Below are 12,356 nucleotides of genomic sequence, written 5' to 3' on the forward strand. Positions count from 1 at the left end.
GCGGGACGGCGGACGGGGCGGAGTTCCGTACGGCGGGCGGGGCGCAGTTCGGGACGGGGGCCGGGGCCCAGGTGCCGCTGGGATCGATGGCCGAGGGGCGCGCCCCCGGAGTGATGGGTGGTGCGGACGAGGGAGAAGGGGCGGAAGAGGAAGAGATCGGGGGCCCCGGCTACAAGTGGGTGCCCGGCGGGACCAGGAGGGCCGCCGAGGAGGGGCTGCGGGCCCGGTTGGAGGCGCTGCGGGAGCTGATCGCGCTGTCCCGGAGCCGGCTGGACGGGGCGGTGCTGGACGAGGCGGGCCGCGTCCTGGAGGCGGCCGACGAGCGGTACCGGCTGTCCGGTGAGCACACCGTCGTCGCCCTCGCGGGGGCGACCGGCAGCGGCAAGTCGTCGCTGTTCAACGCGCTGGCGGGGGCGGTCCGTTCGGAGGTCGGGGCGCGCCGGCCGACCACCGCCGAGCCGGTGGCCTGCGTCTGGTCCGGCGGCCGCCCCGGGGCGGAGGGGCTGCTGCGCCGGCTCGGGGTGCCGGTCCACCGCCGCCACACCGCGCAGAGCAGCCCGGAACTGTCCGGTTTGATCCTGCTGGACCTCCCCGACCACGATTCCTCGGCCACCGCCAACCGGGAGCAGGTCGACCGGCTGCTGAAGCTGGTGGACGCGGTGGTCTGGGTCGTGGACCCGGAGAAGTACGCCGACGCGGTGCTCCACGAGCGCTATCTGCGGCCGCTGGCGGGCTACGCCGAGGTCACGTTCGTCGTGCTCAACCAGGTGGACCGGCTGCCCGGGGACGCCGCCGACCAGGTGGTGGACGATCTGCGCCGGCTCCTGGACGAGGACGGGCTGGCGCTGGGCGAGCACGGCGAACCGGGCGCGACGGTGCTTGCCCTCTCTGCCGCGACCGGCGAGGGGGTGGGGGAACTACGGGAGGCGCTGGCCCAGTTCGTGGCGGAACGCGGGGCGGCCGACCGCCGGCTGACCGCCGACGTGGACGCCGCGGCGGAGCGCCTGCGGTCGGTGTACGTGGCGGAGAGCCGGGTCGGGCTGTCCGGGCGGGCCCAGGAGGAGTTCGACGACCGGCTCGCCGAGGCGGTGGGGGCGGTCGCCACCGGGCGGACGGCGGAGCGTGACTGGCTGCGGCACGCCGAGCGGGCGTGCGGTTCGCCGTGGTCGCGGCTGCGGCCCCGGGGCAAGGGGCGCGGCGCGCGCCCGATGGCGGTGGCCACCGCGGCGGGAGAGGCCGGCGGCACGGCCCGCCGCCCACGGGTCGCGCCTCCGCGTACGGGGGCGGGGCGCGGCGAGGACGGGAAGACGGGGGCGGGGCGTTCCGGAGCGGTCCCCATCAGGCTGGCGGAAGGTGCAGCTTCCGGTGGCGACGGGTCCGCAAGTGCCGCTTCCGGGACGGGAGTCGGCCCCGGCGCCAACGCTGCCGCCGGCACCGCCACCGATCCCGGTTGCGCGCAGGCGGCAGCCCGGCCGATGGTCGAACAGGCCGTTCGGACCGTGGCGGCGGAGGCCGCGCGCGGGCTGCCGGCGCCGTGGGCGCAGGCGGTGCGCGAGGCGGCGGGGCGGGGTGCCGAGGGGCTGCCGGAGGCGCTGGACGCGGTGGCCGCCGAGGCCGAGGAAGCGCTCCGGCGGGGGCCGGAAGCCAAGCCGCGCTGGTGGACGGTGGCGGCGGCCCTGCAAAAGCTGTTGTTCGTGTTCCAAGTGGTGGGCGTGATGTGGCTGGTGGGTTCCGTGACGGGTGTGACGCCCCCGTCCGAATGGCCGGCCGGACTGCTGCCCGCGATCGCGGGGTCGGTGGGCGGTCCGGCGCTGACCTGGCTCTGCCGGGTCCTGGCACGTGGCCCGGCCCGGCGGTACGGGCAGGACGCCGAACGCCGGCTGCGCGAAGCGGCGGCCGGCTGCGGACGGGCGCGGGTGCTGGAGCCGGTGGCCGCGGAACTGCTGCGGTATCGCGAGGTGCGCGAGCGGTACGCGGTCGCGTCGGGCGTGTGAGGCGCCGGGCGATGAGGTGCCCGACGCACGCATGAGGTCGGGTGAGGCGGCGGCGGGCGAGGCGGCCCGCCGCCGTTCTACTGCCGCGCGCCCGGGCCCGTGGCCGTACCCCTCGTCACCCCGCCGGGTGACGGAGTTGTCCACAGGCGGCAGGTTGTCCACAGGCCGCGGCGGGCTCCGGCGGATCCGTGCAGCATGGAATCCGCGAAGCGCAGGCGCAATGCGGCGCAACGCAACGCAATGCAGCGCAACACGACGGACGTCCCCTCGACGCGCCCCGGGGACAACCACAGCGAAAGGAAGTCCGAAGCGCCGAGCGCGAGTTGGAGGGGCCGGGGAGGCCGGAGAGGCCGGACAAGGCAGAGAAGACGCATAAGCCGAAGCAAGCGACGAGAAACCAGAAGAAGCAAAGAGCAGAACGAGAAGCAGAACAAGAAGCAGAACGAGAAGCAGAACGGAAAAGGCGGGGGAGCATTCATGAACGACACGATGGTGACGCTGGTGGGGAACGTGGCCACGGCGGTCGAGCACCGGGAGACGCCGGCGGGTGTGCCGGTGGCGCGGTTCCGGATGGCGACGACATCGCGGAGGTGGGACCGGGCCCGGGAATGCTGGACGGACGGGGAGACGAGTTTCTACACCGTGCGGTCCTGGCGCGCGCTCGCGGACAACGTCGCGGCTTCGGTGGCGGTCGGGGAACCGGTCGTCGTACAGGGGCGGTTGCGGTTGCGGGAGGGCGAGCAGCCGCCGGAGAAGGGCGGCGGTCGCTGGTTCGCGGCGGAGATCGACGCACTGGCGATCGGGCACGACCTGGCGCGCGGGACGTCCGCGTTCCGCCGGGTGGTGCGGGCCCGCAAAGAGGGAGACGCGACTCAGCTGAACGCCATTCAACCGAGCGCCATTCAACCGAACGTCACCCAGCCGAATGCCCCTCAACCACCCGGCCCGCAAGCGGACGGGCCCCCATCGCCCGGCGGTCAACCAGCTGCCGACCCCTGGCAATTGGAGAAGCCGAAACCGCACGCCGCAACGTCGACACGGGACGGGCAACCGGCCCCCCAGCCGACCCTCGACCGAGCAGCGGCAAGCGCCCCGCACCCTTCGCCGCCCCCGCCGAAGCACTCCCGCGGGCGGCCGGAGGATCCCACAGAGGTGCCGGGACGGGCCGCGAGCCCGTCGGGCAATTCGGGGCAGAAGGTAAGTGTGCCCTGAAAATTACCGGCGATTTGTCGATAATGTCAGCTCAGGGTGCGGGTATTCGGTAACGATTGCGATTCGGATCGCTTATAGGACGCTATTACCGGGGACCCTGATGCGCCCGCTCCATAGGATCCGACGAGTACTCACGGGGGCTGACCAGGCTGACCAGTTCGGCCGTTGAGTTCTTGGGATCTGTCCGGTGAGGCGACCTCTCCAGCCGACCGCCTCGCCCAGAGGGGAAATCATGCTTTCGATGAAGGGGCGGGGCGCAGCCCGCCTTGCCGCCGCGGCCGTGGCCTCGGGCCTCCTCGCGGCGGGCGCGATAGCCACCGCCGGGACCGCCGCGGCGGACGACCCGGCGACGTCGCAGGACGGCGGCGCCACCGCGACGCTCCGCGGTCTGAAGACCTTCGACCAGGCGGTGCTGCACGGCAGGGGAGGGGACCAGCGCGTCGGCGCCGGCCTCTTCGAGATGTCGGTCGACAACGGCGGCACGCTGCAGACGTACTGCATCGACGTGCACAACCCGACCCAGCAGCAGGCCCGGTACCAGGAAGTGTCCTGGGGCAAGTCGTCGCTGCACGACAACCCGGACGCCGGCAAGATCCGCTGGATCCTGCAGAACTCCTACCCGCAGGTGAACGACCTGGCGGCGCTGTCCGCCAAGGCCGGTTCCGGGCAGCTGACCGAGAAGACCGCCGCGGCCGGCACCCAGGTCGCGATCTGGCGCTTCTCCGACCACGTCAAGGTCGACGCGGTCGACCCGGCCGCCGAGAAGCTCGCCGACTATCTGGAGAAGAGCGCGCAGACCGTCTCCGAGCCCAAGGCGTCGCTGACCCTGACGCCGCCGGCGGTCTCCGGCAAGTCCGGCACCAAGATCGGCCCGGTCACCGTGCACACCAACGCCGACAGCGTCACCATCGCCCCGGCGGCGGACGTGCCGGCCGGTGTGAAGATCGTCGGCAAGGACGGCAAGCCGGTCACCAGCGCGGCCGACGGCAGCCAGCTGTTCTTCGACGTCCCCAAGGGCGCCGCCGACGGCACCACCTCGCTGACCGCGCAGGCCGCCACCAAGGTGCCGGTCGGCCGCGCGTTCACCGGCATCGGCGAGCACGCCAAGAGCCAGACCCAGATCCTGGCCGGCTCCAGCGAGTCCACGGTCTCCGCGGCCGCCACCGTCTCCTGGAAGAAGCAGGGCGCGATACCGGCGATCACCGCGGAGAAGGACTGCGCCAAGGGCGGCGTCGACGTCACCGCCAGCAACAAGGGCGATGAGGCGTTCCGCTTCCAGCTCTCCGGCAAGGACTACGAGGTCGCGCCCGGCGCGTCCAAGACCGTGACCGTCCCGGTCGGCGAGGACCAGCCGTACCAGATCACGATCACCGGCGCCGGCGGCTTCAAGAAGACCTTCTCCGGCGTACTGGACTGCAAGACCGCGGGCAGCGGCGGCCAGCCCTCCGCCCACCCGAGCCCGGCCCCGGCCGGCGGCACCTCCGGCGGCAGCACCACTGGCGGCCACGGCACCGACCTCGCCGAGACCGGTTCCAGCAACGCCACCCCGGTGATCGCGGGCGTCGCGGTCGCCCTCGTCGTGGTCGGCGGCGCGGCGGTGTTCTTCCTGCGCAAGAAGAAGACCGGTCAGTCCGCCTGAGCGGGACGCGGACAGTCCGCCCGAGCACGACGCGGGCCGTCCGCCCCAGCGGGACGCGGGCCGTGCGCGCGAGTGGCGCGCGGCCCGTCCGCTGAGGCGAGGCGCGGCCCGTCCACGTGAACCGTGACCGGTCCATTACCGGACGCACACCCCCCGCGGCCCCGGAGCGAAGCAGTCCGCTCCGGGGCCGCGGCCGTCCGTCCCCTGGAACCCGTTTCCGTCCGGGGATGGACGTACGGCAAGATGGGGTGTATCTGCCCTCGCGCGGCCACGCCGCTCCACGGCCCACGCGGCGGAGCCACCCAGACCACCTGATAGATCCAAACTGGCGGACGGTTTCTCTTGGCTGAGTACATCTACACGATGCGCAAGGCGCGCAAGGCGCACGGCGACAAGGTCATCCTCGATGACGTGACGCTGAGCTTCCTGCCGGGCGCGAAGATCGGCGTCGTGGGTCCCAACGGCGCCGGTAAGTCCACGGTGCTGAAGATCATGGCCGGTCTTGAGCAGCCGTCGAACGGCGACGCGTTCCTCTCCCCGGGCTACAGCGTCGGCATGCTCCTCCAGGAGCCGCCGCTGGACGACTCCAAGACCGTGCTGGAGAACGTCCAGGACGGCGCGCGCGAGATCATGGACAAGCTCAAGCGCTTCAACGAGGTCGCCGAGCTGATGGCCACCGACTACTCCGACGCGCTGATGGAGGAGATGGGCAAGCTCCAGGAGGACCTCGACCACGCCAACGCCTGGGACCTCGACACCCAGCTCGAGCAGGCCATGGACGCCCTCGGCTGCCCGCCCGGCGACTGGCCGGTCACCAACCTCTCCGGTGGTGAGCGCCGCCGCGTCGCGCTGTGCAAGCTGCTGCTGGAGGCCCCCGACCTGCTGCTGCTGGACGAGCCCACCAACCACCTCGACGCCGAGTCGGTGCAGTGGCTGGAGCAGCACCTGGCGAAGTACCCCGGCACCGTCGTCGCCGTCACCCACGACCGGTACTTCCTCGACAACGTCGCCCAGTGGATCCTCGAGCTCGACCGCGGCCGCGCCCACCCGTACGAGGGCAACTACTCCACGTACCTGGAGAAGAAGCAGTCCCGCCTCAAGGTCGAGGGCCAGAAGGACGCCAAGCGCGCCAAGCGCCTGAAGGAAGAGCTGGAGTGGGTCCGCTCCAACGCCAAGGGGCGGCAGGCCAAGTCCAAGGCCCGTCTGGCGCGTTACGAGGAGATGGCCGCCGAGGCGGACAAGATGCGGAAGCTGGACTTCGAGGAGATCCAGATCCCGCCGGGCCCGCGCCTGGGCAACGTCGTCGTCGAGGTCAACAACCTCAGCAAGGCGTTCGGCGAGAAGGTCCTCATCGACGACCTCAGCTTCACCCTGCCGCGCAACGGCATCGTCGGCGTCATCGGCCCGAACGGCGCCGGCAAGACCACGCTGTTCAAGATGCTCCAGGGCCTGGAGACGCCGGACTCCGGCGACATCAAGGTCGGCGAGACCGTCAAGATCTCCTACGTCGACCAGGGCCGCGAGAACATCGACCCCAAGAAGACCCTGTGGGCCGTGGTCTCCGACGAGCTCGACTACATCAACGTCGGCCAGGTCGAGATGCCCTCGCGCGCGTACGTCTCCGCGTTCGGCTTCAAGGGCCCGGACCAGCAGAAGCCGGCCGGTGTGCTCTCCGGCGGTGAGCGCAACCGCCTCAACCTCGCGCTCACCCTGAAGCAGGGCGGCAACCTCCTGCTCCTCGACGAGCCGACCAACGACCTCGACGTCGAGACCCTGTCCTCCCTGGAGAACGCGCTGCTGGACTTCCCCGGCTGCGCCGTGGTCGTCTCCCACGACCGCTGGTTCCTCGACCGCGTCGCCACGCACATCCTGGCGTACGAGGGCAACTCCAAGTGGTTCTGGTTCGAGGGCAACTTCGAGTCGTACGAGAAGAACAAGATCGAGCGGCTGGGCGCCGACGCGGCCCGCCCGCACCGGGCGACGTACAAGAAGCTGACCCGGGGCTGACCGACGTGCGCCACCTGTACTCCTGCCCCCTGCGCTGGTCGGACATGGACGCGTTCGGCCACGTCAACAACGCGGTGTTCGTCCGCTACCTCGAAGAGGCGCGGATCGACTTCATGCGCCGGCTGGCGCCGGGGGGCGGGAGTGCGTCGTTCAAGGGCGGCTCGGTCGTCGCCCGGCACGAGATCGACTACCTCCGGCAACTGGTGCACCGGCCCGAGCCGGTGACCGTCGAGCTGTGGGTGGCGAAGATCAGCGCCGCGTCGATGACGGTGGCGTACGAGGTCAAGGACGAGACCGAGGTCTATCTGCGGGCCTCGACCGTGGTCGTGCCGTTCGACTTCGCCGCGGGGCGGCCGCGCCGCCTCACGGCGGAGGAGAAGGCGATCCTCAAGGACTATCTGGACGACGCGGCCCACGGCGACGGCGCGGTGCGCCGGGGCGGCGCCGGGCAGCAGGAGGGGGCCGGCGCGCGATGACGGTGCTGCGGCTGGCCGACGCCGGGGAGGCAGCGGATCTCGCCGCCTTCCTCGCCCGGCTGATCCACTACGACCGCGGGGCGGCGGTCCGGCTCCAGGCCGGGGGCGGCGTGCTCGCGGTGTTCGGGCGCCCGCCGTCGTTCGAGGTGCTGGCGATCCGGACGGCGCGGTTGGCGCCGGGGGCGGCTGGGACTTCAGAGGCCGTTGGGGCCGCTGGGGGCGGACGGGCCCTGGCGCTGGATGTGACCGTGTCCGCAGGTGAGTTGCTGGAGGGCATAGCGGAGGCCGGGGGCCTGGTCACCGTGCCCGCCGCGGTCACCGGTCCGCCGTGGGCCGGGGTGCTGCCGCCGCGGGGCGGCTGGCGGCGCGTACCGGGGCTGCCGGCACCGGAGGCGCTGGTCCGCGCGGTGTCGGCGGCGGTCGCGGAGTTCCGGGCGCGGGACGAGGCGTTGCCGCCGGAGCGGCGTACGCGGACTGAACGGGACCGGATCGGGCGCGAGATCTGGTCGCGGACGCTGGGCGATACGGAGTTGCCGCTGCGGGCCGTGCACGCGGCGCAGGCCCTGGGCTTCCTGCGCGGGACGCGGGCCGGGGCGATGGCGGGGGCGGTGTCCGGTAACGGCGCCGTCGCCGGTGCGAGGCCCGACGCCGACGGGTCCGGGAGTGCCGCCGGGTCCGACTCTGCGGCCGGTTCCGGTACGCGAGCACCGGCGCTCGCCCTGCTGGCCGCTTCGGGGTGGCTGCGGCTGAGCACGCCGTACGGGTCGGTGGCCGTACGGGCGAGCGGGCCGGTGGGGTTGTCCGGGTTGTCCGGGCTGACGGTTACACCGGTCTGAGCGCCGTTACGCCGGTCCGAGGCGCGTTACGCCGGTCCGAGCGCTGTTACGCCGGTCTGAGGGATGCGCCGGGCCGGAGCCATGGCCAAGCCGTGGCCGGAGCCGGTGTGAGGCATTTCTCACCGGAAGCGGCGGTCATCGAGCGCCCCGGGGGCATCGAAACCGGCGCTCACCCCGGGGTGTTGATCATCGACGCGGCCGCGTAGGTGAGGTAGTCCCACAGCTGCTTGCGGTGTTCGTCGGCGAGGCCGAGGGAGTCCACCGCGTCCCGCATGTGGCGGAGCCAGGCGTCGTGCGCGGCCCGGTCCACGGTGAACGGGACGTGCCGCATCCGCAGCCGGGGGTGGCCGCGGTTCTCGCTGTACGTACGGGGGCCGCCCCAGTACTGCATGAGGAAGAGGGCGAGCCGCTCCTCGGCCGGGCCGAGGTCCTCCTCCGGGTACATCGGCCGCAGCAGCGGGTCCTCGGCGACCCCCTCGTAGAAGCGGCGCACCAGACGGCGGAAGGTCTCCTCGCCACCGACCTGCTCGTAAAAGGTCTGCTCCTGAAGCGTGCCCTGCGGAATGTTGTTCACCGGTCCATGGTGGCAGACCGCCCGGCCGAGGACTTGGGACTTAGGGCCCGTAGGGGCGGGCGTGGGCGGAACAACCCCTCCGGTGCGTGACTGCTGTGTCACGCACCGGAGTTGGGGGCGCCGTCGCGGTGCGTCCGGTGCTGCCGGTGTCAGGCGCGGCGGACGGTGAGCGTCGTCCAGGCGCCGACGTGGACCCGGTCGCCCTCGTGGAGCGGGACCGGGACGTACGGCTGGATCGGCTCCTCGGCGAGGTTGACGGTGGTGCCGTTGGTGGAGTTCTGGTCCACCACCGCCCAGCTGCCGTCCTGCTGCTGGACGAGCAGGGCGTGCTGGTGCGAGACACCCGGGTCCTCCGGGGTCCGGCCCAGGTCGACGTCCGGGGACTCGCCGGTGCTGTTCCGGCGGCGGCCGACCGACACCTGCCCGTTGGCGAGCGGCAGGACCTGCTCGGGGGAGTACGCGGGCAGGTTGAGCCCGGCCGCCTCCGGGCCGCTGCGGCTCATCATGGCCATGAAGTACTCGCGGTCCGGGGCGATGGCCACCACCCAGCCGTCGCCGACCACCGGGGGCGGGCCCTGCGGCGGGGCCGCCGGGGCCTGGCCGGGGCCGCTCTGCCACGTCCCTTCGGGTTCCGGCTGCTGGTCGTAGCCCCGCTGAGGCTGCTCGTACCCCTGCTGAGGCTGGTCGTACCCCTGCTGGGGCTGGTCGTAGCCCTGCTGGGGCCGGCCGAACGGGGCCGGCGGCTGGGGCTGCTGCGGCGGGAACGGCGCCGGCGGCTGCTGTTCGAACGGGGCCTGCGGGCCGGGTCCAGGCTGCGGGGGCGCCATCGGGGCGGCCGCCTGCTGCGGGCTCGGCGGGGGCAGCGGCCAGTCGTCACCCGGCGGCGGACCGGGCTGCCCGCCCGGTCCCGGCATACCGGGCGGCGGCGGACCGGGCTGACCCGGATAGCCACCGGGGCCGGGCATACCGGGCGGCGGGCCCGGCTGCTGCGGTGCCTGGTGCTGCTGCGGCTGCTGGTGCTGCTGGGGCTGCGGGGCCTGCGGCGGCGGGAAGCCGTAGCCGCCGCCCTCCTGGCCGGGGCCGGGGGCGGGCGCACCGGGACCGCCGGGGCCGCCCGGACCGGGCGCCGGGGGCGGGAAGCCGTAGCCGCCCTGGGGGCCGCCGGGCGCGGGGCCGCCGGGCGGCGGGGCGAACGACGAGGGGGAGTTGGTCAGGAAGTTGTACTGGCACTCCGTGCAGAACGGCGCCATGCCCTCGCGCGGCGTACGGCACTGCGGGCACGGCTGCCCGTCACCGGCCTGCGCGGGGCCCGGCCCGGGGGCGGGGGCGCCGTGCGGCGGCATACCGGGACCGCCGGGGAAGGGGCCACCCGGGGCGGGGCCGCCGCCAACGGGACCACCGGGGGGAAACGGCGCGCCCTGGGGCGCCGGACCGCCGGGGCCGCCCGGTCCGGGGGCCGGGGGCGGGAAGCCGTAACCGCCCTGCGGCTGCTGCGGGCCACCGGGGCCGGGGCCACCGGGGCCGGATACGGGCGGCGGGAAGCCGTAGCCGCCCTGCGGGCCGGGGCCGCCGGGCGGCGGACCGGGCTGGCCCTGCGGCGGACCGGGCGGTACGGGGGCGCCGGGCGGCGGGCCCGGCTGGCCCGGAGGCGGGCCGGTGGGGTCGGCGGGCGGCGGCGTGTTCAGGAAACCGGCGGGCAGAGAGGGCGGCGGGGGAACGGCACCCGCCATGCGCTGGCCGCACACCTCGCACCAGTCTTCGGCCGCCGACTGGTGGCCGCTCGGGCAGGTCGGCATGTCGGTTCTTCCCCCTCCGTACCGTTTACTTCCGGGTGGTACTGATTCAGAGCTGATCGTCGTCGTTCGTCGGTATCGCACCGGGCGGAGTCCGGGTGCCGGGGGCCGCCGGGGAGTCGTCCCGCGCGGCCTCGGCGGCCTCCGCCGTCTGTCGCACAGTACCGGTCGCGGTATCGACGCCGTCCACCACCTTCGCAAGGAGTTTCGCAGTGTCACCGTTCCCTGGGGCGGTGGCCAGCCGCGCCGCCCGGCGCAGTTCCGCCAGGGCGCGCACGGCATCTCCCCACTTGGCCGCATCCAGCCCCCGCTGGATGGCTTGTGCCAGTTCAGCCCGTCCTGTGTGGTGTGCCACCTGGCGGTCGATACGTAACGCGGCGGCCGGTTCGTCCGTCCAGACGGCGCGGACCAGGGCCTCGGCGGCGACCCGGGGGGCGGCGCCGTCCGGCGCGGGCAGCAGGACCGCGATCCGGGCGGCGAGCATCTCCCGGCCGACACCGGGGTCCGGCAGGCGCAGGCAGAGGTGGTAGTCGCGGGACTCGTCGCCCCAGGGGCCGGTCGGGTAGTCGCCCGCGCGCGGCCCCGACGGGCTCCGCCGGCCGGTCAGATCCCCGGCGGCGGGCGCCACTTGCCGCAGCAGCGCCACCTCGGCGCCCAGGGGCGTCCGCACCCGCAGCACCACCCCGGGGTCCGGCCCGGCCGCTTCCGGAACGGCGGGCTCCGGGGTGGCGGGCTCCGGAACGCCGCGCCCCGGCTCACGGGCGGGAGCGGGCACCGGGCGGCCGCCGGTCGAACCGCCCCCGGTCGCGGTCACCGTGACCACCGCGTGCAACTCCCGCCCGCCCTCGGGGAGGAAGGGGTTGTGGTGCACCTCGGCGGTGAAGCGCGGCACCCGCGACTTGGCGAAGTGGGCCATGGGTCAGTTCCGCTCCTTGCGGCCGCCGCCCGCCGGGGCCGGCGCGTACGGACTCCGGGTGCTCAGGCCGATCCTGCCCCCGGTGCGGGCGCCGGGAACGGCACCACCGCGACCGTTACGTTGTCGTGCCCGCCGCCGGCGAGGGCGTGGCCGACCAGCGCCCGCGCGGCGTCCAGCGGCCGGGCGGGGGCGTCCAGGGGCAGTACGGCGGCCATCGCGGGGGCGCTGTCGGCGTAGTTCCACAGCCCGTCGGTGCACACCACGACCACGCCGGGGCCGTCCGGCCGGAACGCCGCGACATGCGGTTCGACCTCGTACGCGTCCGCGCCGAGCCAGCCGGTGATGGCGTGCGCCCGGGCGTCGGCGTTGGCCTCCTCCTCGGTCATGTAGTTGCCGGCGACCATCTGCGCGGCCCAGGAGTCGTCCTCGGTCAGCCGGACCGGCGGCGCGGTGCGGTCGTCGGGGATCCAGTACGCGCGGCTGTCGCCGACCCAGCCGACGGTCAGCAGTCCGCCGCCGACCACCGCGGCGACCAGGGTGCAGGCCGGGGCGTTCTGCTGGCGGTACGCGTCGTGGGCTATCGACGGGTCGGCGGCCAGCGCGTCCACCGCCGCCGAGGCCGCCAGCACCGCGTCGTGCATGGCCTGCTGGGGGTGCTCGCCGCGCGGCAGGGACATCCGCAGCGCGCCGGCGGCCCGCTCGGCCGCGGCCCGGGACGCGTCGTCCGGCCGGGTCGCCGAGGAGACGCCGTCGCAGACCACCGCGATCACGGCGGGCGCCCCGTCCGCCAGCGCGGTGCCGGCCAGGCTGAAGTAGTCCTCGTTGCGATGGTGCCGGTGGCCGCGGTCACTGACGGCGGCGATGCCGGAGAGCTCTTGCTCCAGGTGGGCGCGGGTGGGGGTGGGGGTG

Annotated in this window: 9 protein-coding genes and 1 pseudogene; 6 read left to right on the forward strand and 4 right to left on the reverse strand. The window is 74.0% G+C overall.

The window, feature by feature from the left end:
• The first annotated feature begins 86 nt into the window (after positions 1-86).
• The 6 genes from ADL22_RS06010 (at position 87) to ADL22_RS06030 (ending at position 8,164) form a co-directional block, all read left to right on the forward strand.
• The gene (locus tag ADL22_RS06010) at positions 87-1,994 is read left to right on the forward strand and encodes a YfjP family GTPase (protein ID WP_234430560.1); all 1,908 of its coding nucleotides are present in this window, start codon (positions 87-89) and stop codon (positions 1,992-1,994) included.
• Between the two features lie 477 nt (positions 1,995-2,471).
• Positions 2,472-3,206 carry a single-stranded DNA-binding protein gene (ssb, locus tag ADL22_RS35975; protein WP_079063871.1) on the forward strand — a complete coding sequence of 245 codons (735 nt, stop codon included), beginning with the start codon at positions 2,472-2,474 and terminating at the stop codon, positions 3,204-3,206.
• Between the two features lie 232 nt (positions 3,207-3,438).
• Positions 3,439-4,845, forward strand: coding sequence for an LAETG motif-containing sortase-dependent surface protein (locus tag ADL22_RS06015; RefSeq protein ID WP_066974414.1), 1,407 nt, complete (start codon positions 3,439-3,441; stop codon positions 4,843-4,845).
• A 342-nt stretch (positions 4,846-5,187) separates the two neighbouring features.
• Entirely contained in the window at positions 5,188-6,852 is a 1,665-nt protein-coding gene (gene ettA, locus ADL22_RS06020; RefSeq protein WP_066974416.1) for an energy-dependent translational throttle protein EttA, read from the forward strand.
• A gap of 5 nt (positions 6,853-6,857) precedes the next feature.
• Positions 6,858-7,328, forward strand: a complete 471-nt coding sequence (locus ADL22_RS06025; RefSeq protein ID WP_066974418.1) for an acyl-CoA thioesterase — start codon at positions 6,858-6,860, stop codon at positions 7,326-7,328.
• Positions 7,325-8,164: a hypothetical protein gene (locus ADL22_RS06030; protein WP_066974420.1), complete on the forward strand. Its 840-nt coding sequence runs from the start codon at positions 7,325-7,327 to the stop codon at positions 8,162-8,164. Before ADL22_RS06025 ends, ADL22_RS06030 begins: the two co-directional genes overlap by 4 nt.
• Before the next feature lie 169 nt (positions 8,165-8,333).
• On the opposite strand, the gene ADL22_RS06035 is transcribed toward ADL22_RS06030, so the two are convergent.
• The 4 genes and pseudogenes from ADL22_RS06035 to ADL22_RS06050 all read right to left on the reverse strand — a co-directional run.
• A complete protein-coding gene (locus ADL22_RS06035) occupies positions 8,334-8,738 on the reverse strand; it encodes a globin (RefSeq protein ID WP_066974422.1) in 405 nt (134 codons plus the stop codon).
• A gap of 149 nt (positions 8,739-8,887) precedes the next feature.
• On the reverse strand, positions 8,888-10,534 hold the full coding sequence (locus tag ADL22_RS06040; RefSeq protein ID WP_079063872.1) for an FHA domain-containing protein: 1,647 nt from the start codon (positions 10,532-10,534) through the stop codon (positions 8,888-8,890).
• A gap of 46 nt (positions 10,535-10,580) precedes the next feature.
• Positions 10,581-11,213: pseudogene (locus ADL22_RS06045) on the reverse strand (hypothetical protein); the annotation flags it as partial.
• Positions 11,214-11,509: 296 nt separating this feature from the next.
• Positions 11,510-12,356 (reverse strand): PP2C family protein-serine/threonine phosphatase (locus ADL22_RS06050; RefSeq protein ID WP_199836227.1); only part of this gene is annotated, 847 nt, incomplete at its 5' end.

This window comes from Streptomyces sp. NRRL F-4489 (genome assembly GCF_001509485.1).
In the GTDB taxonomy this organism is placed as follows: domain Bacteria; phylum Actinomycetota; class Actinomycetes; order Streptomycetales; family Streptomycetaceae; genus Streptomyces.